The organism is Acidobacteriota bacterium, from assembly GCA_016703965.1.
Taxonomy (GTDB): Bacteria; Acidobacteriota; Blastocatellia; order Pyrinomonadales; family Pyrinomonadaceae; genus OLB17.
The window spans coordinates 407,088-427,141 of the sequence record JADJBB010000002.1 but is presented as its reverse complement, the minus strand read 5'-3'; the positions used below and the strand labels follow the sequence as shown (position 1 = coordinate 427,141).

The following is a 20,054-nucleotide window of genomic DNA, read 5'->3' as shown; positions in this document are numbered from 1 at the left end:
AGATCAAACCGATAAGACGTATGAGCCTAAACGCAAAAACCGCCCACTTACGCGGGCGGTTCTGACCTAGAATTGGTGGCCTCAGACTTGATCGCAACACACGCTTGTAATTGCTACCGTTGCTCGATTCCTCGCCTAGCGGAGTTCACAACAAAGCGTTGTGCGGAGCCTGAGACCATATGGCGGAAAGGGTGGGATTCGAACCCACGGAACCCTTTTGAGGTTCACAGCATTTCCAATGCTGCCAATTCAACCGCTCTTGCACCTTTCCACGAAACTAAATTTTCAATTACCGGTTAGCCGATCTCGATGATCTCTTCTTCGATCACGACCACATCGGCTGGTTCATCGTCGCCGACCATCCAGCTATAAACAAAACCTGCGAGCAAAGCTCCGAGGATCGGAGCTATCCAGAACAGCCAGAGCTGCCCAACCGCCCAACTATCGGCAAATATCGCTACGAAAACTGCTGGTCCCGTGCTGCGTGCAGGGTTGACCGAGGTGTTCGTCACCGGGATCGAGATCAGATGGATCAGCGTCAGGCAAAGGCCGATCGCGATCGGGGCAAAACCCTTCGGAGCCAGCCGGTGCGTCGATCCGAGGATGACGATCAGGAAAAAGAACGTCAATACGACTTCAGCGACAAAGCAGGCCAGAACCTCGTATTGCCCGGGCGAATGCTCTCCGAACCCGTTCGAGGCAAAACCGCCGGCCATCGAAAATCCCGTCTTTCCTTTGGCGATCAGGTAAAGAATTCCTGCTCCAGAAAGGGCTCCCAGAACCTGAGCGATGACATAGGGCAAAATATCTTTCGCCTCAAATCGCTTCCCGGCCCACAATCCGAATGTAACCGCCGGATTAAAATGGCCGCCCGAGATATGGCCGACAGCATACGCCATCGTCAGAACCGTCAAACCAAATGCGAGCGAAACGCCCGCAAAACCGATGCCGAGATTTGGATAAGCCGCCGCCAAAACCGCGCTTCCGCAACCGCCAAGCACGAGCCACAACGTTCCAAGAAACTCTGCCGACAACCTTTTTGCAATAGGCATAAGGTGGATCCTCCAGAAATATCTAAATTGTGTATTACGGCGCGATAATAACCGATAAATTCTCAAAGAACAAAACAGTTGGCAGAAGCACCAGGCTGTCGGCAGAAAAAACACCGAAAACTGCCGGCTGCTGCAGCCAACTGCCTACAAAATTCAAGTGGCGGAGAGGGTGGGATTCGAACCCACGGAACCCGTTAAGGTTCAACAATTTTCGAGACTGCCCGATTCAACCACTCTCGCACCTCTCCGCGAACCTACAATTCTAAACATTTACCCCTACGCTTTTCAAGTTTGAAAGGAAGAAGAAGGCGGAACCACGAAAATACACGAAAGATCACGAAATCAAATTTCCTATTTTAGTGTTCCTTTCGTGTACTTTTCGTGGTTACTAACTCTTCCGCCGCGCTTTAAAGAATTCCTGCATCAGGCTGCGGCATTTTTCGGCGAGGACGCCTGATCGGATCTCCATGCGATGGTTCAGCTTCGGGCTGTCGCAGACACGGAAGTGCGTTTCGGCGGCACCAAATCGTTCGTCGTGTGCTCCAAAGACCAGCCTTTTGACGCGAGCGTTCACCAAAGCTCCGGAGCACATCGCGCAGGGCTCGAGCGTCGTGTACATCGTCGTCCCGTTAAGGCGGTAATTCCCCGTCCGTATCGCCGCCGTGCGAAGAGCGAGTATCTCGGCGTGAGCTGTCGGGTCGTTATCTTTAATTGTCCGATTAGATGTTGCGGCAAGTATCTTCCCTTCGGCATCGACCAAAACAGCTCCGACGGGAACTTCACCGATCTTTTCCGCTTCGCGGGCCTGATAGATCGCCCGCCACATCCACTGTTCGTCTAGGTCTGAATCCGGCATCGGTTTGAGTGTAACTAACTTTTAGGGAAACAACGAAAAGGGCGCGAGTTCCAACAGAGCGAAGCGAGACTGGAGCGGCATGCATCCCTGCTTGCCACGCCGGTTCCTCCGGCGTTAAGCTCCAAAGGTAAAATCACGTTAAGGGTGCGGAATGCCCGCGGACGTAACACCGCAGAGGCTGCGGCGTGGCAAGCAGGGATGCTTGCCGCTCCAGTCTCGCTAAGCTTGCGCTCCAGTCAAATCTTGCATCCCGCCCTCTAAAATGTTAAACATTATGATAATAAAGCTTTCTCGTCTCTCCAGAAATGCTCCGCTAAAACGCTATGAACGATGAGGTTCGACCGGGAACCCAATCTGCCGATGATATCCACATAACAAATGTGCCGCAGTCGTTCCGCGCCTTTGCTGAGGAAGTCCATAAACGCACGCAAAAACCGAAAACAACGCCGATGGCGATCCCGCAGAAGCTGCTGCCGGCCGAGTTCAACATGGCCCTCGTGCACTTCTACCGCGGCGAGGTACAGCGTTCCAACGTCTGGCGTAGTCGCCTCGATGCAACGACAAACTGGGCGGTGATCACCGCCGGTGCGACGCTGTCGTTTGTTTTCAGCTCACCGGACAACCCGCATTTTGCGATCCCGATCAATACCCTGCTCGTGTCGATCTTCTTGTTTATGGAGGCTCGCCGTTACCGTTATTACGAGGTTTGGGCAAATCGCGTCCGCGTTCTCGAGACGGGCTATTTTGCCCCGATGCTTTCGCATCGCACAATTCCCCCCGACAAAGAATGGGCCGAGCACATCGCCGCCGACCTGATATCGCCGCATTTTACCATCAGCGAATGGGAAGCCGTCGGCCGCCGTCTGCGCTCGAACTATCTTTGGATCTTTATCCTGCTGACGCTCTCGTGGACGCTAAAAGTTTACATTCACCCTTCGCCGATACCTCTCGTCTCGGATGCGGATTACAAAGCCTTCTGGGATGTATTTCTCAATCGTGCGACCGTGGGACTTACGCCGGGCTGGCTCGTTGTGCTGAGCGGTATACTTTTTAATGGCCTGATTTTGTTTGTTGCGTTCAGCACATTAAAATTAAAAGACGCATCCAGCGAGGTGCTGCCGCTCGAAAGTTTCGAATGGCACCCGCTGAAACAGGTTTCCGACTGGGCCGAAAGCAGCCTCAAACGCCGAAATACAATAAGGCGCTCGAAAAAGGCAAAGCAAAGGGTCCGGTCGATACACAAAACGGAAGGATAGTTAGTGGTTAATGGTGAGTGGTAAATTGTTAATAACCCAGCCATCTATCACGAACTAACGATTTACCATTAACCATTTACTATTCAACATTTAACCTATGCCAATCGATCTAGAAAAACGCGGCGACGCACTCGAAAACGAATATTTCCACCGCAAGGAACAGGAACTGATCGCCAAAATGAAGGCGAAACTCGGCGAAGAAAGCGCGAAAAGCCTCGAGATCAAATGCCCGAAATGCGACGGCACCCTGATCGAGACCGATTTTGAAAAGATTAAAATAGACGTCTGCAACAAATGCTCGGGCGTCTGGCTCGATGCCGGCGAACTGACCCAGATCGCCGACAAAGACGAAGAAACCGGCTGGTTCGGCAAGCTTTTTGGCTAGCGACTGGAGAGCAAGCGTCCCGCTTGCCAACGCCGGTTCCTCCGGCGTAATGGCGACGGATATTTATCACGTTAGATCAAGCTTAAGCGCGTAAGCGGTCTTTGACCGATGGCAAGCGAGACGCTTGCGCTCCAATCGAAGGCAAAACCATGAAACTAACCAATCGATCATCCATCCTCAGCCTTTTAGTTCTCCTACTAGCTCTAACATTCTCGCTGCCGCTCTCTGCTCAACAACCGGGCAAAAAGCTGTCTGACCTCAAACTCGCTAGCAAACTGATGGGCCGCGATATGTCGTATCGGGTTGTTTTGCCGCCCGATTACAACGGCGGCAGCTCGCGTTATCCGGTAATCTATTTGCTCCACGGCCTGACGGGAAACTTCGCGAACTGGACCGACAAGACCAAACTCACGGAATATGCTCTCAACCACCGTTTCATCATCGTCACTCCTGACGGCGGCAACGGCTGGTACACCGACAGCGTTTCGGTCCCGAACGATAAATACGAAAGCTATATCATCAAAGAGCTGATACCCGAGATCGACAAAACCTATCGCACCATCTCGACGCGCGATGGCCGTGTGATCGCCGGATTATCGATGGGCGGCTATGGTTCGCTGAAATTCGGGCTGAAATATCCCGAAATGTTCACGCTGATCGGCTCATTCAGCGGAGCGCTCGGAGCTACAAGCTGGACCGAGAAAACCGCTGGAGCAACCGGCAGATCGATGGATGCCGTTTTTGGCACCGACGAAGCAGGCGAAACGAGAAAAAGCAACGATATTTTCAAAATGGTCCGCGAGCTGACCCCGGAAAAGGTGAAGTCGCTGCCGTACGTTTATCAATCCTGCGGTACCGAGGACTTTCTCATCCAAAACAACCGCGATTTTCTCAAACTCCTGAACGACGCAAAGGTTCCGCACGAATACCGCGAACACCCAGGCGTTCACGACTGGGTTTTTTGGGATGCTCAGGTGCGAGAATTCCTCGATCTCGCGGACCGTCGGATAAAAAGATAAACGACGTTAAGGCATCCTCTTGCGTACGCGGCAGGTTGTGCGTTACCACCTCCGAGTAGTTAGCCTCTGCCGAGGCTCGCCGATGAAATTAACCATTAACAACGGTATCACTTGGCTGCTGATCGTTATCGTCGGTCTGTCGCAGGCTGGCCAGGTGTCTAGCCAGACCACAGCGGTTGAAGCGTCGAAAGTAGTCGTTCGGGCCGAAGTAACGACGTCAAAATTCAACAGCCCCTTGATGGGCCGCGAAATGCCTTATCGCTTGATCCTTCCGCCAGACTATAAGACAAAACCGGAACAGAGCTACGCTACTGTCTATCTTCTCCACGGCTTGGGCGGAAACTATCAAAACTGGAATGCTCTGACCCGGTTAGCTGAATACGCTCTGAAGCATAGTTTCATAATCGTTATTGCTGAAGGCGGAAACGGTTGGTACACCGACAGCCTTACCGTTCCAAACGACAAGTATGAGAGCTATATCGTAAAAGACCTGATCCCGGAGATCGATAGAACCTATCGGACCATTCCCGACCGGAACAACCGCATCATGGCCGGCCTCTCGATGGGTGGTTACGGTTCGTTGAAATTCGGATTGAAATACCCGGAAATGTTCTCACTGATCGGCACCTTTAGCGGAGCTGTAAATGCCGCCAGCTATTCTGAAAACAATTCCGCAACCGCGGGCCGCGGGATCGACAAGATAATGGGCCCCGAAAATAGCGAGGCTCGAATGGCAAATGACGTTTTTAAACTGATCCATGATCTCACACCGCAAAAGCTGCGAGACCTTCCTTACATTTATCAGTCATGCGGTACCGAGGATTATCTGGTTAAAAACAACCGCGACCTATTGGCTCTCATCAATGAGAAAAAGGTCCCTCACGAATACCGCGAGCATCCCGGCGGCCACGATTGGATGTTCTGGGACGCTCAGATAAGAGAATTTTTGAACCTGGCCGAGAGGCGTTTGAAAAAGTAAAATATTGATCATATTCACCCTTAAACAGCCATGAAACTTATCCTCACAGGCTTAATTGCCACGATCCTTTTCACCGTTTCCGCTTATCCTCAGGCTCGAACGGAAGTCAACGACGGAAACGCCGCTAAAATGCTTCTCGGCCGCCACAAACTCTCGCTGCAGTGGATAAGCTGGGACTATTTCGGCACCGCGAATGTCACCAACAAAGGCGGTGTTTACTACCTAAAAGGCGAACAGAAAGGTCGTGAGAATGAGGATTTCGTCAAAGTTGAAGGCATCATCACTTCGATCGACGCCAAGCAATTCACTTTCGACGGAACGGTCACGACCCAGGTCAGCCACATTAACGGCGGCAAACCCTGCGAACGAAAAGGCCCGCTAAATTTCCGTATCACCGGTAAACGCAAATACTGGCGCATGCAGCAGATCGATAACCCTTGTGACGCGGTTGCCGATTACGTCGATATCTATTTCCGCTAATCGGACTGGAGCGCAAGCGTCCCGCTTGCCAACGCCGGTTCTTCCGGCGTGACGCTTGTGCGCTTTCGGCGGCGGATCGCGGCGGCCGGCGGTGGACCGCGGTGACTAGCGGCGGCCGGGAGCAACCGGCGGCGACGGAACTGGCGAGAGCGGCAGTGGGCGGCGTAACCATCTCCTGATCCAGATCCGCTTGATCCGTATGGAAAATCACTGAATTCTCAGCTAAAAACACGTTTGACCAATCTCCCAAATACCTCTACCAATCTCGGCAAAGATTCAACGACAACACCTCAACACCTGTAACCAAACCACTCGTTTTTCAAAATTCGAAGATAAAACCTCTCGCAATCGTTCACGGCTTTATCCTTTCTTCGTTATCCATTATCCTTTAACAAATGTCGTATCAGGTGATCGCACGAAAATGGAGGCCGCAGACCTTTGAAGAGGTTACGGGTCAGGAGATCATTACGCAGACGCTGCGTAACGCTCTCGAATTTGACCGGCTCCATCACGCGTACCTGTTTTCCGGTGCGAGAGGCGTCGGAAAGACGACGACCGCCCGCATTCTAGCCAAGGCCCTCAACTGCCATAAAACGCAAGGTAAACCCAATCTAACGCCGTGTTTACTGACCGATCCGACGATCTGCCCGTCGTGTCTCGAGATCTCAGAGAGCCGTTCGATGGACGTGCTCGAGATCGACGCAGCCTCGCACACCGGAATCGATGACGTTCGCGGTACGATCATCGACAGCATAAATTTCAACCCGGCACGCGACCGTTACAAGGTTTTCATCATCGACGAGGTCCACCAGCTCTCGAAATCGGCCTTCAACGCCTTGCTCAAAACGCTCGAGGAACCGCCAGGCAACGTCGTCTTCGTTATGGCGACGACTGAGCTGCACAAGGTTCCGGAAACGATCCTTTCGCGATGTCAGGAGTTCGAATTTCGAACCATTCCGCTGACGAAGATCTTCGACCGGCTAAAGCTGATCGCTGAGGCTGAAAAGATTGATATTTCGGATGACGCTCTGCGTGAACTTGCCCGTTCCGGCGAGGGCTCGATGCGTGATGCTCAGTCTAATTTTGACCAGGTCATCAGCTTTTCAAGCGACACGATCTCATCCGCTGATGTGACGAACGCCCTTGGTTTTGCTGGGGTTGAGGTCCTTTCGAAAGCGATCAACGCCATCGCCGAGCGCCAGCCAAAGGCAGCTCTCGACGTCGTCGATAACCTGATCTCACGCGGCCACGACCTGCGTAATTTTTGCCGCGACGTGCTCGGCCTTTTCCGTGATCTCCTCGTTTTCAAGGTAAGCGGCGGCGACACGAACCTATATGAAGGCGCCGTTTTCAGCCCCGAAGAGCTGGCAAAACTTGCCGAACCGTTCTCCGAATCCGATCTGCTTAGGTTCTTTAATTCATTGGCCGAAACCGAAGCAAGCCTGCGCGAAGCCGTCCATCCGCGTTATGTTCTCGAAGTCGGTCTCGTCAAGCTGATCGAGATGCGAAAGGTCGCGACCATCGAGAGCATTTTGGAACGACTAGATGCCCTGACGAACGGCTCACCGATGCCCGTCAGTTCGATAGCCGCAGCCGCCGTCCCGGAAAAAAAAACTCTAATTATTGACCCGCCGCCCGCCGCGGCAAAGGCCATCGAGCCGATCGAGGCTCCCAAACCCGTCGAAAAGGCTCCGCTTCGCGTTGAAACTCCGGCTCCGCCAAGATTCGACCCGCCCGAACCGCCTGAAGAATTTCACGGATTTGACGAGCCTGTTTTTGAGGAATCCCCGTTTTCGCCGGGTGAGGATTTCGAACCCGTTCCTTTGCCGAGAGCTCCGATTCGGGAGAATTTCTCGCAGCTTCAGGTTCGGCTGATGCCTCTGTCGGCAGACGAACTCGAACATTTCGACGACAAGCGGCTCGATGAAAGCTACGAAGAAAAACTCACATTCGACGACGACGATCTCATGCCGATCAAGAACGCCTCCAACATTGTAAAGGTCCTATTTGGAGACGTTTACGAAAGGCCTGCTGCCAGATCTTATACCCCGAATGGCCATACCGCAGCGGCGGTCGTTCCAGCATTCGATGTGTTAAAGCTAAAAGAGGAACTCGGCCATACAGAAGACGTCCATGTGGAGCTGCCCGTGCTCGGTGCCGAACCGACCGACGAAGAACTATTGGCGTACGCGAAAGCACATCCTTCCGTGAGGGCGGCAATGCGCGTTTTCAAGGCCAAGATCCTCGAAGTTAGAAAGGCGTGATTGCGATTTCGCGAACATCGCATGTTAGAATTCGTAATACTTTCTTGATTGGCGGGACGTTTTTGCCCTACTAATGATAAATAGATCTTTGCCGGCACAATTAAAACTTCTTGTCGCGACGATGGCGGTGGTACTCGGCGTTTTCGCTGCTCACGCCCAGGAAAATCAACCCTGGTCGATCAACACCTCGCCCTTGCCGGCTCCGACCGGCTTCGTCAACGATTACGCCGGAGCGATCGACGCCGCGACCAAACAGCAGCTCGAAGTAAAACTAAAGAATCTTAAGGACACAACAAATCCATCGGTCGAGATCGCAGTTGCCGTCGTAAAAACCACCGGCGACCGCGCGATCTCAGAATACTCGATCGCTGTCGCTCGGGGCTGGAAGATCGGTTCGAAAGAAGACGATAATCCGAGTGCCCTGCTGTTCGTAGCTATCGACGACCGAAAATATTTCACCCAGGTCAGCAAAGATCTCGAGGACGAGCTTCCTGACGGCCTCGTCGGCAGTTTGCAGCGGCAATATCTCGTACCGGAGTTTCGAAAAGGCAATTACGGCAAGGGAATTTCCGATACGATCGACGCCTACATTGCCACGATCAAAAGCAAAAGCACGGGATCGCCCGCCGTTAACACACCTGCAACGACGAAAAAGTCCGCCGGCGGAGTCTCGCTTTTCGGCATTTTTTGCTGCGCGGTCATCATTCTCGTCATTCTCATCATCATCTTCAGCCGCTCAAAAGGCGGGCCGACTAAGGGCGATAAGGATCGCTGGGGTGGAGGCGGATTCGGTGGTGGATCTGGTGGAGGCGGTGCTAGTGCGTTGCCGTGGGTGATAGGAAGTATACTTTCCAGCGGTTCCGGAAGCTCGTCTTCATCGAGTGATTGGGGCAGTTCATCCGGTGGTGGTTCGGATTGGGGTGGCTTTGGTGGTGGTGGTGATTTTGGTGGTGGTGGAGCTGGAGGTGATTGGTAAATATGGAGAGATTTCACGCATTTGTTGATGATCTAAAGGCGACGCACGGCAAGAATCTGTCGTCCGTCATCCTCTACGGCTCAGCCGCGGCCGGCGATTTTGTGCCCAAGCGATCGGACTACAACATCCTGATCGCAATGCACAAGATCGGCCCCGAAGACCTCAGAAACGCGCACGCCTGCGTCCGCGAGTGGGCCCGTCTGGGTAATCCCGTGCCGGTCTATTTCACCGTTTCCGAACTGCAAAATGCGGCAGATGTCTTCCCGATCGAGTTTCATCAGATGAGCATCGCTCGCAAGGTTCTATACGGCCCGGACGTTCTGGCGGGGCTTGAGATATCGGATAAATCCCTGCGTTTGCAGGCAGAATATGAACTGCGAAGCAAGCTGATCCAGCTACGCCGCCAGTACATTCCAGCATCGGCGTCCGTCGATGGATTGAAGCGTTTAATGGCGGACAGCCTCTCGAGTTTTTCGGCTTTATTCCGTGCGGTGCTGATCCTGCAGGGTTTCAGCCCGCCCGCAACTAAGCACGAGATCGTTGCTTTGACGGCGAAGAATCTTAACATCGACGGCACGCCGTTTGAAAAAATATTTGATATCCGTGAGAATAAGTTCACTGGAAAATTTGACGAAAAGAGTGCCAACGAACTGTTTGGTGACTATTTGGAACAGATCGAGAACGTTATAAATGCTGTGGATTCGATCGGAAAATAACAGCTTTATCAATAGGAGAAGTAAAAATGAAAAGAGCGATCTTATTATCTTTGGTTTTATTCGCGGCATTCGGCCTTAGCGGCTGCAGCTACAATGACCTCAACGCAAAACAGCAGAACGTAAAGTCGAAGTGGTCTAACGTCGAGAGTTCGTTGCAGAGGCGTGCCGACCTGATACCGAACCTGGTCGAGACCGCCAAAATGGCTGGAGTTCAGGAGCAGGAAGTTTTTGGCCAGATCGCCGATGCCCGCTCTCGTCTTTTGAACGCCTCCGCTGCGGCACCGACCGGTGCGGATGGCGATAAATCGCCGGAGCAAAAGCAAGAGATTATCGCCGCCAACAATACATTTGGAGGCACGATCGGGCGTCTACTGAGCCTGCAGGAAACCTATCCGGTCCTGCGTTCGAGCGATGCGTTTATGAAGGTGCAAGACGAACTATCTGGTACGGAGAACCGAATAAATACTGCCCGAATCGATTACGGCGACGCTGTGAAAGATTACAATACGCTGCGAAACTCGTTCCCCGCGGTAATTACCGCAAGCATTTTTGGCTACAAAGAACAGCCATATTTCGAAGCGGAACCGGGTTCGCGGACGGCTCCGAGCGTAGGCGATGCTAATTCGCTCAGAAAGCCCGCAGCCGCTCCGGCAGCTCCGGCTCCGGCAAATACGTCACCTGCCAAACCATAAGTAAGTAACTACTAAATAACACAAAAAGCACGAAAAAGGAGCCAACCTATTTCGTGCTTTTTTCGTGTACTTTAGTGGCTAGACTTCTTCCTAAAATCCCCGCGAATTGCACATCGAACATTGATCGCAAGCCTTTGTTGGCTCGAACGTGCACGCCTTCTCTTTCTGAGCAAACAGCCCTTCAACGATCGCTTCCGCGACAGCGAATTTATCTTGGCTTGGATGAACACTATTTAAGATATTCGATCTTAGATTTGAGATCGACGGCGATGCTTCTAGCCGATCAAGACGCTCGTTGATCGCATCGAGGCTCTTCTGTATCGAACCGAGATCTCCCGTTTTGGATTCCGATGCGATCACCTGAGCGATCTTCTCAGCCAGATTGTTTATCTGATCTTTGTTCATTACGTTCGCGGGAAAAGGACGCACGATCTATTTCTCGTTCGGCAGCAGGTCGACGTAATCGACCACACCTACGATCGCCGAATCGATCGCCGCTCCCGGCTTACCGGTCGATGCAGTCGAGGCTCCCCAGCCTTCCTGGACAATGACGACAATGTCGCCCTCGCCTGCGTTTACTGAGTCGAGAGCGATGCAGGTATAATCCATATCCTCGCCCTCCGGAGTGATCTGCCTGCAAAGCATTGCGCGCGTTCCCTCGTAACGCTGATTTTTCTGCGTTGCGACCACGTTACCGATGACACGGGCTAAGAGCATTTGAATGGTTAATCGTAAATGGAGAATTATAAATTGTCTCTCGATTAACAATTTACAATTAACAATTCACCCTTGAAAAACGTGTGCGTCGGAATCGATGATCCCGACGATGGTGCAGTCTGTGGGCGTTTCGTCGCGTTTGAACGGGAACGAGGCCTCTTTGCCGCGGCACCAGAAAACCAATTCGCCTTCGCCCGCACCAACCGCGTCGAGAGCGATCGTTGGCGAGCCTTTCGGCTTAAGATCGGCGTCGAGCGTCTGCACGATCAGAAACTTTCGCCCATCGAGGGCCTCGTTCTTGACGGTTGCAACGACGGTTCCGATTACGCGAGCGATCTGCATATGACTAGACTTTGAAATCTATTTCGTCGATCACCCCTATGATCGCGGAGTCAACGGGACAATCTTTGTTGCCCTCGGCCAGCCGCGCGGATGAGCCGCCTACGACGATTACCTTCTCGTGAAACCCGGCCCCAACCGTATCAACGGAGACGATATAGCCGCTCTGGTCTGTACCGTCGAGGTTGATCGGCTTGACGATGAGCAGCTTTTTCCCGAGCAGGCGTTCGTCTTTTTGGGTGGACACGACCGTGCCCATGATGCGTGCGATGATCATGGATTTTGTTCGTTGTTGGTTGCTCGTTGTTCGTTGTCGAGTGCAAAAAGCAACGATCTACGAACGACGATCAACGAACAATGCCTATTTTTTAACTACCGGCAACGTCTCATCGACGCTTGAGTGCGGACGCGGGATGACGTGGACGCTGACGAGTTCGCCGACTCGGCGAGCAGCAGCAGCTCCTGCATCTGTCGCCGCTTTGACAGCTGCTACGTCACCACGAACGATCGCCGTCACGAAGCCTGCTCCGATCTTTTCGTAACTCACGAGAGTTACATTTGCTGCCTTGACCATCGCATCGGCAGCCTCGATGACAGCCACGAGACCCTTGGTTTCTACCATTCCTAAAGCTTCTTGCATTTAGTTTTACTCCTGATTCGTCTAAAACAATTCTATCCCGCTAGTTTAACCCAATTTGGCCGCTTGGCTCAAAAGGTCGATGAGTTCTTCGCGGGTGAACGATATTTTCTCGCCGTTCGAATTTCCGTTGGACGGATACGAAACGTCGAGATCGCACGCGATCTGGGCTTCGTGTAGATATCCGCACGCCTGACAACGGGCGTTCGTCCCCAAAAAGCCAGCCTTCTCCCTGATCTCTATCAACTTTTTTACCGCACCTTCAGGCAAGTCATTCGCTCCGCCGAGCGCTTTTGCGAGGATCGCGATCTTGGCCGTGTGCTCGAGCGTTTCGAGGCGGTCGTACGCTTGCCAGAGATGTTCACCGTAGGCGACTGCTCCGTGATTGGCCATTAAAAGTGCGTTGTGATGCGGCACAAAGGGTTTCATCGCCTCGGTCAGCTCGTCCGTAGAGGGCGTTCCGTATGCGGTCAGCGGCACGCATCCGAGCGTCAAAACAACTTCGGAAAGGATCGGCTGATCGATCGCCAGCCCAGCCACTGCAAACGCCGTCCCGTGTGCAGGATGAGCGTGGCAAACGGCATGAATATCCGGCCGCATCTTGTAGATCAGCAGATGCATCGCGAGTTCGGAAGAAGCTCGCTTGTCGTTCAGGGGCTTACCGTCGAGATCAGTGAGAGCCAGACAATCTTCGGTCATTCGCCCCTTCGAGGTCATCGTCGGCGTGGCAAGCACCGTGTTCTCGTCAAGCCGAATGCTCACATTGCCGTCAAACGCGACCACATAGCTGCGTTCGTACAGGAGTTTGCCGACCTCAACGATCAGTTTTCTTGCCTGAGACTCGTCCATAAAATAAAGAAACCACAGATTAACACATCGCATCGCGGCACGTTAACCTGTGGTTTTAAACTTTTGGAGAAATTATCTGCCGTGTCTTGGCATCGGCGGCGGTGCCGGCGCGTCGAGTACCGGAATTTCCGGCCCATGGCCTGAAAAATGGTCGTGGCTTACCTTCGGGAGATCGTCGAACGTCATCACTTGGCTTCCGAGCTGATTTTTGAGCCGAAGATTCTCATTCTTGAGCATCTCGTTCTCATAGCGGAGCCGCTTCATTTCTTTGTGGCGTCCGCCCCAATTGCCGCGGTTAAAATTCGGGGCACTGATCGAAACAAAAAAGCTGGCGATAAACAAGCCAAACGCGAAAGTCGCGAAAAACGGCAACATTCTTTTAAGAAAACCTTTGCTACACATCAATATTATTACCTCTCAAACCTCTAAAGATAATTACGTCGGAACGCGGCTTTCGGATTCGCCCGTTCCAGTTATTTTATACCTTTGTCACTCCGCCGCAAAGTTAAATCTTTCCAAAAGGAGTAACATCGTAAATTATTTAGTTGCATGCTCGCGTCTCACTGTTGCCCGATGCGGATGGTTTGTCTACAATCGTCCTGTCATCGCACGCAAACACGAGAATAATGATCGCTTTTCTTTCCGGTAAACTCATTGAGAAACAAGCAAATACGGCCATCGTCGATGTCGGCGGCGTCGGTTACGAAGTGGCGATACCGCTCACCACGTTCTACGAACTAGGTGAGGTCGGCGGCGATGTTCAGCTGCGCATCTACACTCACGTTCGAGAGGATGCGATCCAATTATTCGGGTTCAAGACGCTGCGTGAACGCGATCTTTACCTAAAACTGATCTCGGTCCAGGGAATCGGCCCCAAATCCGGCATCGCAATGCTCTCCGGCATGAGTGCCGACGAAATAATCGTCGCCATCCGCTCAAATGACCTCGCCCGCCTAAAATCGATCCCCGGCGTCGGCCTAAAAACCGCCGAACGCTTGGTGATCGAACTCCGCGACAAGGTCGGCGAAATGTCCGACACAACGCCGCTAGACGCGAGTTCACGATCGAGTTTGCCATCAGACGCGGTATTCGAAGACGCTCTGTCGGCCCTGATAAATCTCGGCTACCAAAAAAATGCGGCAGAAAAGGCCCTGAATCAAGCCGCCGGCGAAGGCATCGAGATCTCGGTCCAAAAACTGCTGAGAAGAAGTTTGCAGATATTAGCCAAATAACGGGCGAAGCGACTGGAGCGCAAGCGTCCCGCTTGCCAACGACGGTTCCTCCGGCGTGGTGTTCGCGAGTGTTTTTCTAGTTGAATTTTATTTTAGCGCCGCCACACCACCGAAGCGGCGGCGTTGGCAAGCGGGACGCTTGCGCTCCAGTCCTTGCTCCAGTCTATGCTCGACATCGTCCGCCAGATCAAAACCGACTTCACCGCACTCGACCGCCGGGCGGTCTTCGCTTTTGTTTACGCGGCGATCGGTCTGACGTGCATCACGTATCTCAAAAGCCCGGAATATCTGAACGCGGTACTCTCAAAAACAAGATTCGCCGCTATCGGCGAGGAAGCCGTAAACTCCGCAAACAATAATCTTTACGCCCTGATCTGGTGGGTTTTTGTGTCGGTTTCTTTTTATTTTGTGATCCCGGCGCTGTTTGTGAAGTTCGTCCAAAAGCGAAACCTGAGCGAGATCGGCCTCGCTCTCAAAGCCGAAAGAGGTTTTCTAAACTTGCTCGCCATCTGCATCAGCGTGATGCTGCCGATCGTTTATGCGATGTCGCTGACCGGCAGCTTTTCGGCTAAGTATCCTTTTCTCAAAGTTTACAACGGCGATCCGTACTGGTCGTCGACGCTTTTGATCTGGGAAATGGTCTATTTCCTGCAGTTTTTCGGCCTCGAATTCTTCTTTCGCGGATTCCTCGTCCACAGCCTAAAACCGTCGCTCGGCATCTATTCGATCTTCATCATGACCGTACCGTACACCATGATCCACTTCCAAAAACCCATGCCCGAAACCTTCGCCGCAATCATTGCGGGGCTGTTTTTAGGCTGGGTCAGCTACAAAAACGGCACGATCTGGCTCGGGCTTGTACTGCATTGCAGCGTGGCGTTCTCAATGGATATTTTGGCTTTATACCACAAGGGGCTATTATTTTGATTGAAGATCTTTAACGCGAAGACGCGAAGAAGCAAAGACGCAAAGCTTTCGACCGTTCAACAGTTATCAAGGATATCTTCTTACCTTTGCGTCTTTGCCCCTTAGCGACTTTGCGTTAAAAACATGACCAACTCTGCACCAGTAAACATCCGCGACGAAGAGCTTTCGACCGACGACAGCCGGTTTGAGGCTGTGCTGCGTCCGGCTCAGTTGTCGGAGTACATCGGCCAGGCAAAGGTGAAGGAAAACCTGCGCATCTTCATGAAGGCGGCGCTGAAGCGGCGTGAGGCTTTGGATCATATTCTGCTGACCGGCCCGCCGGGGCTGGGGAAAACCACGCTTTCAAACATCGTTGCGAACGAGATGGGAGCTTCGCTCAAATCGACTTCAGGGCCGGTGATCGAAAAGGCGGGCGACCTGGCGGCGATCCTGACGGGGCTTGAGGAAGGCGATGTGTTGTTTATCGACGAGATTCACCGGCTCAACCCGGCGATCGAGGAAATTCTGTATCCCGCGATGGAGGATTACAGCCTCGACCTGATGATCGGCCAGGGAACGGCGGCGCGGTCGATAAAGCTTGAACTGCCCAAATTCACGCTCGTCGGAGCAACCACCCGCCCCGGAATGCTGACCGCGCCGTTGCGGGCGAGGTTCAATATTGTATTTAATCTCGATTTTTACAACGTTACTGATCTGCAGACCATCGTCACGCGATCGGCAAGTATTTTGAAGGTAGGGATCGACGGATCGGGCTCGCATGAGATCGCCCGCCGCGGTCGCGGTACGCCGCGAATCGTCAACCGTCTGCTTCGCCGTGTGCGTGATTTTGCCGAGGTCGATCACGAAGGCCACATCAACGAGCACGTCGCCAACGACGCCCTAAACCGAATGGAAGTAGATAGTTACGGCCTCGACGAGACCGACGCCAAGATGCTCAAATGCATCATCGAAAAATTCGACGGCGGCCCCGTCGGCCTTAGTACCATCTCAGCCGCGATCCACGAGGAAAAAGAATCGATCGAGGAAATGATCGAGCCTTACCTGCTTCAGATCGGCTTCCTGAACCGAACCCCACGCGGCCGCATGGCCACACGCCTCGCCTATCAGCACTTCGGGCTTGAGGATCTGATGCGAAGCAATGATGTGCAGCCATCTTTCCTTGTAAACGAATAGATCATTTTCCTTCCTTTGCGGCTTTGCGTCCAACTTCGCGGCTTTGCGGGAAATCTCTTACTCCTTTGACGTTTCCCGGAAAGTCGCAAAGCTAAAACCGCAAAGCTGCAAAGCTGCGGAATAAACGCTCGCATTCTCAGCATTGTCGAAACAGGAGAAAACTATGAATAAACAAAAACTTTTCACAATATCGACAGTGTTGGGAATGGTATTAACAGCGGCATTTGCCGCCTCGGCTCAGATGATGAGCTTTGTCTCGTCTGAGGATGCGGCCAAAAAGGCTTTGAATGTCGGGGCAAAGGCCCCGGAATTCGAGCTAAAAGACAGCACCGGCAAGCTCGTTTCCAGCAAGACACTGCTCAAACAGGGCAGCATGGTGCTCACATTCTATCGCGGCTCGTGGTGCCCTTTTTGCAACACGTATCTACGCAAACTCGGCCAGCGAATGCCTGATATCAAGGCCGCAGGCGGCAATCTGGTCGCGATCTCGGTCGAGAATCCTGACGCCTCGATGGCTGTCGCCAAGAAGAACGAAGTTCTCTTCCCAGTCCTCAGCGACGCAAATCTCGATGTGGCCCGCAAATTCGGCATCGTCTACCAAATGCCGCCGGACACTGACGAACGCTACAAAAAGAACGGCCTCGACGTCGCCAAACACAACGCGATGGACAAACCCGAACTCCCGCTCGCCGTCACCTACATCATCAACAAAAAAGGCGTCATCACCTACGCCTTCATCGAAACCGACTACAAAAAACGCGCCGAGCCGGATGTGTTGATCGAGCATCTGAAGAAGAAAATGTAAAAAGAGGCTGTTAGCGTTTAGCTGACAGCTTTTTTTATTTACATTCAATAAAACGGTGATAAGATCTGCACCATGAATGCCAAACGATTGCTCCCATCTCTTCTCTTAATAATCGCTGGTTATTCGATCGCCGCCGGTCAGTACACTTCGACTGAAGCGGTCAAAACGCTCAAGAACCTATCTGCAGACCTTGCCAAAACCGAACAGAAAGAAAACGAACCATTGGAGTGGTACGTTAATCAAAAAGCTGACCACGCAAGGGGAATAGCGATCGATCTACAAAAAGGTCTGAAGCTAACTTCGGTAAAAACGGAAACACCGCCGCCACCAGTAGAGATTCCTGCTGGCACTCGAAAAAATATTGTGAGGTCGCTCTCGAAGCTTGTCGATGACCTCCTCAAAGATCCGATCCCGGAATCCCCTGAGGGAATCGACGATAAGCAAGCCGCAAAGTTGGCACTCCATCTCAATGCAATAATCCAGTTTACTGATCCTGGGCAATTCGAAAGCCGAAAATCCTATCCATTATCAGTTAGCGATCTTCTTGGAGCGTTCGCGCGAACCAATCCTGTGAGTTCGCCCGATGCCATGGAAGAGCGAGCAATGAATCTTGTGCGCAAGAGATGCGTCGATTTTGTTCTTAACGAAACAACATCTTGGGCCTTCAAAATGGCGGGGGCGAGCGATGCGTTGATCCGGGAAGTCGACTCATGCATATCTCCCGCACAGCGTGTTGCTATCACTGACCGTGATGCTGCCAAACCCATCTCAGATAGAATGAGTGACGATGCCGTCCTAATCGGAGACTTGTTTCGTACGCTATTCATTAGAAAGGACATAGAAAGCCGAAAGCGATGTATTGAGGTGGGACGTGAGTTTATTCGAAGATTTGAGCACTATGAAGATGCTCGCGAATTGGTGGACTATTTAAAGATTTGGATTCCCAAAACCGAAGACAAGATCGCAGCAGAAGAGAGGTCGCGGAAACAGTATTGACTTGACCTCACCCAACTTCCACCGTATGATTATAGATTGCGCTAATTACGCAAGTTTTCACATCGCTTATATACGGCGAAGGAAGTGAACATTATGAAAAACGAAATACATCCAAACTACAATGAGATCTCAGTCGTCTGTGCCTGCGGCAGCGTGTTTCAGACGCGTTCGACGCTGAAGGACGATCTTCACATAGAAATTTGCTCGGCTTGCCATCCGTTCTTTACCGGTAAGCAGAAACTGGTCGACACGGCCGGACGCGTTGACCGCTTTAACAAACGCTACGCTCGCGGTGCCGCTGCTGCCGCTGAAACGAACTAATTGTTTTGTCACGTGACTAAAGTTACCGACAGATATTAGCAACCAAAACCTGACGCCGACTCTTTGGCCGATCGATAAAGGTGTGTTCAAACACGCTATCGAAAGGTGAAAAAAGTCGGCGTCATTTTTATTTTGAATTTCAGATCTCAAATTTGAAATTCAGTTCTTCGATTCCGCATTAATTGAACATCTATTTCTAACAGATCGCTATCTAAGGAATTGATATGAAAAAGAGAACATCGCCCAGACTACTTCGGTTCATTCACACGATCTTTGCTATGGAGCGCGATCTGATCGTCGGCGGCCAGGCCGTGATGGAGGGCGTAATGATGCGCACTCCGTCGGCTTACGCCATCGCGTGCCGCCGTCAGGACGGATCGATCGTCACGACCTCGGAGACGCTGCCGAAGTGGAGCGATAAATACAAATGGCTCAACACGCCCGTCCTGCGAGGCGGCGCGACGCTGATCCAGTCGATGGCTCTGGGCGTCAAAGCTCTGAATTTCTCTGCCAAGATCTACGAAGAAGACGCCGCCGCAATGGAAGCCGCCGAAAAATCGAAGGCCGGCGAAACGCAGGCAGCGTACGTTGACGGAACTGAGGACGAGAATTTTCTCAAAGCTCCGGTCAAGGTCATAATGCCTGAAAAAGCCGAGAGCAAAACCAAAAAGGCCGGACAATCCGCGAGCGCGGTCGGGTCGATCATTTTTGCGCTTGGGTTTAACGTGCTTCTCTTTATCGTCGCACCGCTCGTTTTGACGAACGTTCTGTTCATCTCGCTCGGCTGGGCCGGTTCGCCGACAGTTGCCGCGGACGCGAGTTGGTGGCAGACAGCGATGGCTTACGCTTGGAAGATCAAGCTCGATTCGTTCGGCTCCTGGATCTCGTTCAACCTCATCGACGGACTGATCAGAATGGTGTTTTTCATCATAATGATCTTCTCAATGTCGTTCCTTAAGGATATCCGCCGCGTTTTCGAATACCACGGAGCCGAGCATAAGACAGTTTTCACCTGGGAAAAAGGCCTCGATCTGACGCCGGCCAACGCCACGCTGCAAAGCCGTCAGCATCCGCGATGCGGAACGTCGTTCCTGATGGTGGTGATGCTGGTCGCGATCGTTCTGTTCTCGGTCATTAATTTCGAAGCGACCTGGATGAATCTTGTTGTCCGAATCGCCCTGATGCCGCTGGTCGCGGGGCTTTCGTATGAAGTTATCCGCTACGCAGCGAAGAAGGAATCGGGTGCGATCTTCAAATTCATGACGCTTCCCGGCCTCTGGCTCCAAAACATCACGACCCAGGAACCCGACGATGAACAGCTCGAAGTCGCGATCAAAGCACTCGATGAATCGCTGAAGTTAGAGCCGCAAACGGCCTAAGACA

At 52.4% G+C, this 20,054-nt stretch carries 25 protein-coding genes, 2 tRNA genes and 1 other RNA gene; 16 read left to right on the top strand and 12 right to left on the bottom strand.

The genetic code is table 11. The features are described 5' to 3' along the window. Nucleotides 1-76: 76 nt before the first annotated feature. From ffs to tadA, 5 genes are all read right to left on the bottom strand, one after another. Nucleotides 77-175, bottom strand: an RNA gene (gene ffs, locus IPG22_02045) — signal recognition particle sRNA small type. A gap of 5 nt (nucleotides 176-180) precedes the next feature. Beyond that, nucleotides 181-271: transfer RNA gene (locus tag IPG22_02040), tRNA-Ser, on the bottom strand. Between the two features lie 25 nt (nucleotides 272-296). Next, nucleotides 297-1,052, bottom strand: a complete 756-nt coding sequence (aqpZ, locus tag IPG22_02035) for an aquaporin Z (GenBank protein ID MBK6587089.1) — start codon at nucleotides 1,050-1,052, stop codon at nucleotides 297-299. A 158-nt stretch (nucleotides 1,053-1,210) separates the two neighbouring features. After that, nucleotides 1,211-1,300: transfer RNA gene (locus IPG22_02030), tRNA-Ser, on the bottom strand. A gap of 140 nt (nucleotides 1,301-1,440) precedes the next feature. Further along, nucleotides 1,441-1,908 carry a tRNA adenosine(34) deaminase TadA gene (gene tadA / locus IPG22_02025; protein MBK6587088.1) on the bottom strand — a complete coding sequence of 156 codons (468 nt, stop codon included), beginning with the start codon at nucleotides 1,906-1,908 and terminating at the stop codon, nucleotides 1,441-1,443. A 323-nt stretch (nucleotides 1,909-2,231) separates the two neighbouring features. Between tadA and IPG22_02020 the strand changes: the two genes are divergently transcribed. The 9 genes from IPG22_02020 to IPG22_01980 all read left to right on the top strand — a co-directional run bounded on the left by IPG22_02020 (nucleotide 2,232) and on the right by IPG22_01980 (nucleotide 10,675). After that, nucleotides 2,232-3,164, top strand: a complete 933-nt coding sequence (locus IPG22_02020; protein MBK6587087.1) for a DUF2270 domain-containing protein — start codon at nucleotides 2,232-2,234, stop codon at nucleotides 3,162-3,164. Nucleotides 3,165-3,261: 97 nt separating this feature from the next. Beyond that, nucleotides 3,262-3,549: a zf-TFIIB domain-containing protein gene (locus IPG22_02015; protein ID MBK6587086.1), complete on the top strand. Its 288-nt coding sequence runs from the start codon at nucleotides 3,262-3,264 to the stop codon at nucleotides 3,547-3,549. 149 nt (nucleotides 3,550-3,698) lie between these two features. Further along, nucleotides 3,699-4,568 carry an esterase family protein gene (locus IPG22_02010; protein ID MBK6587085.1) on the top strand — a complete coding sequence of 290 codons (870 nt, stop codon included), beginning with the start codon at nucleotides 3,699-3,701 and terminating at the stop codon, nucleotides 4,566-4,568. An 82-nt stretch (nucleotides 4,569-4,650) separates the two neighbouring features. After that, on the top strand, nucleotides 4,651-5,547 hold the full coding sequence (locus IPG22_02005; protein MBK6587084.1) for a hypothetical protein: 897 nt from the start codon (nucleotides 4,651-4,653) through the stop codon (nucleotides 5,545-5,547). Nucleotides 5,548-5,577: 30 nt separating this feature from the next. Next, nucleotides 5,578-6,027 (top strand): hypothetical protein, encoded by a 450-nt coding sequence (locus IPG22_02000; protein MBK6587083.1) that lies wholly within the window; start codon nucleotides 5,578-5,580, stop codon nucleotides 6,025-6,027. 395 nt (nucleotides 6,028-6,422) lie between these two features. Beyond that, nucleotides 6,423-8,291 (top strand): DNA polymerase III subunit gamma/tau, encoded by a 1,869-nt coding sequence (gene dnaX, locus IPG22_01995; GenBank protein MBK6587082.1) that lies wholly within the window; start codon nucleotides 6,423-6,425, stop codon nucleotides 8,289-8,291. 88 nt (nucleotides 8,292-8,379) lie between these two features. Further along, on the top strand, nucleotides 8,380-9,267 hold the full coding sequence (locus IPG22_01990; GenBank protein ID MBK6587081.1) for a TPM domain-containing protein: 888 nt from the start codon (nucleotides 8,380-8,382) through the stop codon (nucleotides 9,265-9,267). A 2-nt stretch (nucleotides 9,268-9,269) separates the two neighbouring features. Then, nucleotides 9,270-9,983 (top strand): nucleotidyltransferase domain-containing protein, encoded by a 714-nt coding sequence (locus IPG22_01985; protein ID MBK6587080.1) that lies wholly within the window; start codon nucleotides 9,270-9,272, stop codon nucleotides 9,981-9,983. 26 nt (nucleotides 9,984-10,009) lie between these two features. Beyond that, on the top strand, nucleotides 10,010-10,675 hold the full coding sequence (locus IPG22_01980) for a LemA family protein (protein ID MBK6587079.1): 666 nt from the start codon (nucleotides 10,010-10,012) through the stop codon (nucleotides 10,673-10,675). Between the two features lie 90 nt (nucleotides 10,676-10,765). Here IPG22_01980 and IPG22_01975 read toward each other — a convergent pair whose 3' ends face one another. The 7 genes from IPG22_01975 to IPG22_01945 all read right to left on the bottom strand — a co-directional run bounded on the left by IPG22_01975 (nucleotide 10,766) and on the right by IPG22_01945 (nucleotide 13,592). Continuing rightward, nucleotides 10,766-11,080: a hypothetical protein gene (locus tag IPG22_01975; protein MBK6587078.1), complete on the bottom strand. Its 315-nt coding sequence runs from the start codon at nucleotides 11,078-11,080 to the stop codon at nucleotides 10,766-10,768. Between the two features lie 27 nt (nucleotides 11,081-11,107). After that, entirely contained in the window at nucleotides 11,108-11,392 is a 285-nt protein-coding gene (locus IPG22_01970) for an ethanolamine utilization protein EutN (protein ID MBK6587077.1), read from the bottom strand. A gap of 66 nt (nucleotides 11,393-11,458) precedes the next feature. Next, nucleotides 11,459-11,734, bottom strand: coding sequence for a EutN/CcmL family microcompartment protein (locus IPG22_01965; protein MBK6587076.1), 276 nt, complete (start codon nucleotides 11,732-11,734; stop codon nucleotides 11,459-11,461). 4 nt (nucleotides 11,735-11,738) lie between these two features. Further along, nucleotides 11,739-12,008 (bottom strand): EutN/CcmL family microcompartment protein, encoded by a 270-nt coding sequence (locus tag IPG22_01960; protein ID MBK6587075.1) that lies wholly within the window; start codon nucleotides 12,006-12,008, stop codon nucleotides 11,739-11,741. Between the two features lie 84 nt (nucleotides 12,009-12,092). After that, nucleotides 12,093-12,371 (bottom strand): ethanolamine utilization microcompartment protein EutM, encoded by a 279-nt coding sequence (gene eutM, locus IPG22_01955; GenBank protein ID MBK6587074.1) that lies wholly within the window; start codon nucleotides 12,369-12,371, stop codon nucleotides 12,093-12,095. Nucleotides 12,372-12,416: 45 nt separating this feature from the next. Beyond that, nucleotides 12,417-13,217 carry a class II aldolase/adducin family protein gene (locus tag IPG22_01950; protein ID MBK6587073.1) on the bottom strand — a complete coding sequence of 267 codons (801 nt, stop codon included), beginning with the start codon at nucleotides 13,215-13,217 and terminating at the stop codon, nucleotides 12,417-12,419. 72 nt (nucleotides 13,218-13,289) lie between these two features. Beyond that, nucleotides 13,290-13,592 (bottom strand): hypothetical protein, encoded by a 303-nt coding sequence (locus IPG22_01945; GenBank protein MBK6587072.1) that lies wholly within the window; start codon nucleotides 13,590-13,592, stop codon nucleotides 13,290-13,292. 251 nt (nucleotides 13,593-13,843) lie between these two features. Here IPG22_01945 and ruvA point away from each other — a divergent pair, with 251 nt between their 5' ends. From ruvA to IPG22_01910, 7 genes are all read left to right on the top strand, one after another. After that, entirely contained in the window at nucleotides 13,844-14,449 is a 606-nt protein-coding gene (gene ruvA, locus IPG22_01940) for a Holliday junction branch migration protein RuvA (protein MBK6587071.1), read from the top strand. 165 nt (nucleotides 14,450-14,614) lie between these two features. Then, the gene (locus tag IPG22_01935) at nucleotides 14,615-15,376 is read left to right on the top strand and encodes a CPBP family intramembrane metalloprotease (protein MBK6587070.1); all 762 of its coding nucleotides are present in this window, start codon (nucleotides 14,615-14,617) and stop codon (nucleotides 15,374-15,376) included. Nucleotides 15,377-15,499: 123 nt separating this feature from the next. Beyond that, entirely contained in the window at nucleotides 15,500-16,549 is a 1,050-nt protein-coding gene (ruvB, locus tag IPG22_01930; GenBank protein MBK6587069.1) for a Holliday junction branch migration DNA helicase RuvB, read from the top strand. Nucleotides 16,550-16,712: 163 nt separating this feature from the next. Then, nucleotides 16,713-17,354, top strand: coding sequence for an AhpC/TSA family protein (locus tag IPG22_01925; protein MBK6587068.1), 642 nt, complete (start codon nucleotides 16,713-16,715; stop codon nucleotides 17,352-17,354). Between the two features lie 72 nt (nucleotides 17,355-17,426). Continuing rightward, entirely contained in the window at nucleotides 17,427-18,350 is a 924-nt protein-coding gene (locus tag IPG22_01920; protein ID MBK6587067.1) for a hypothetical protein, read from the top strand. Between the two features lie 93 nt (nucleotides 18,351-18,443). Then, nucleotides 18,444-18,671 (top strand): 50S ribosomal protein L31, encoded by a 228-nt coding sequence (gene rpmE, locus IPG22_01915; protein MBK6587066.1) that lies wholly within the window; start codon nucleotides 18,444-18,446, stop codon nucleotides 18,669-18,671. Between the two features lie 224 nt (nucleotides 18,672-18,895). Next, nucleotides 18,896-20,050: a DUF1385 domain-containing protein gene (locus IPG22_01910; GenBank protein MBK6587065.1), complete on the top strand. Its 1,155-nt coding sequence runs from the start codon at nucleotides 18,896-18,898 to the stop codon at nucleotides 20,048-20,050. Nucleotides 20,051-20,054: the final 4 nt, after the last annotated feature.

Bases quoted from the DNA above. Each gene is read 5' to 3' on its own strand.
- aqpZ (MBK6587089.1), bottom strand. From the start codon at position 1,052: ATGCCTATTGCAAAAAGGTTGTCGGCAGAGTTTCTTGGAACGTTGTGG.
- tadA (MBK6587088.1), bottom strand. From the start codon at position 1,908: ATGCCGGATTCAGACCTAGACGAACAGTGGATGTGGCGGGCGATCTAT.
- IPG22_02020 (MBK6587087.1), top strand. From the start codon at position 2,232: ATGAACGATGAGGTTCGACCGGGAACCCAATCTGCCGATGATATCCAC.
- IPG22_02015 (MBK6587086.1), top strand. From the start codon at position 3,262: ATGCCAATCGATCTAGAAAAACGCGGCGACGCACTCGAAAACGAATAT.
- IPG22_02010 (MBK6587085.1), top strand. From the start codon at position 3,699: ATGAAACTAACCAATCGATCATCCATCCTCAGCCTTTTAGTTCTCCTA.
- IPG22_02005 (MBK6587084.1), top strand. From the start codon at position 4,651: ATGAAATTAACCATTAACAACGGTATCACTTGGCTGCTGATCGTTATC.
- IPG22_02000 (MBK6587083.1), top strand. From the start codon at position 5,578: ATGAAACTTATCCTCACAGGCTTAATTGCCACGATCCTTTTCACCGTT.
- dnaX (MBK6587082.1), top strand. From the start codon at position 6,423: ATGTCGTATCAGGTGATCGCACGAAAATGGAGGCCGCAGACCTTTGAA.
- IPG22_01985 (MBK6587080.1), top strand. From the start codon at position 9,270: ATGGAGAGATTTCACGCATTTGTTGATGATCTAAAGGCGACGCACGGC.
- IPG22_01980 (MBK6587079.1), top strand. From the start codon at position 10,010: ATGAAAAGAGCGATCTTATTATCTTTGGTTTTATTCGCGGCATTCGGC.
- IPG22_01975 (MBK6587078.1), bottom strand. From the start codon at position 11,080: ATGAACAAAGATCAGATAAACAATCTGGCTGAGAAGATCGCTCAGGTG.
- IPG22_01970 (MBK6587077.1), bottom strand. From the start codon at position 11,392: ATGCTCTTAGCCCGTGTCATCGGTAACGTGGTCGCAACGCAGAAAAAT.
- IPG22_01965 (MBK6587076.1), bottom strand. From the start codon at position 11,734: ATGCAGATCGCTCGCGTAATCGGAACCGTCGTTGCAACCGTCAAGAAC.
- IPG22_01960 (MBK6587075.1), bottom strand. From the start codon at position 12,008: ATGATCATCGCACGCATCATGGGCACGGTCGTGTCCACCCAAAAAGAC.
- eutM (MBK6587074.1), bottom strand. From the start codon at position 12,371: ATGCAAGAAGCTTTAGGAATGGTAGAAACCAAGGGTCTCGTGGCTGTC.
- IPG22_01950 (MBK6587073.1), bottom strand. From the start codon at position 13,217: ATGGACGAGTCTCAGGCAAGAAAACTGATCGTTGAGGTCGGCAAACTC.
- IPG22_01945 (MBK6587072.1), bottom strand. From the start codon at position 13,592: ATGTTGCCGTTTTTCGCGACTTTCGCGTTTGGCTTGTTTATCGCCAGC.
- ruvA (MBK6587071.1), top strand. From the start codon at position 13,844: ATGATCGCTTTTCTTTCCGGTAAACTCATTGAGAAACAAGCAAATACG.
- IPG22_01935 (MBK6587070.1), top strand. From the start codon at position 14,615: ATGCTCGACATCGTCCGCCAGATCAAAACCGACTTCACCGCACTCGAC.
- ruvB (MBK6587069.1), top strand. From the start codon at position 15,500: ATGACCAACTCTGCACCAGTAAACATCCGCGACGAAGAGCTTTCGACC.
- IPG22_01925 (MBK6587068.1), top strand. From the start codon at position 16,713: ATGAATAAACAAAAACTTTTCACAATATCGACAGTGTTGGGAATGGTA.
- IPG22_01920 (MBK6587067.1), top strand. From the start codon at position 17,427: ATGAATGCCAAACGATTGCTCCCATCTCTTCTCTTAATAATCGCTGGT.
- rpmE (MBK6587066.1), top strand. From the start codon at position 18,444: ATGAAAAACGAAATACATCCAAACTACAATGAGATCTCAGTCGTCTGT.
- IPG22_01910 (MBK6587065.1), top strand. From the start codon at position 18,896: ATGAAAAAGAGAACATCGCCCAGACTACTTCGGTTCATTCACACGATC.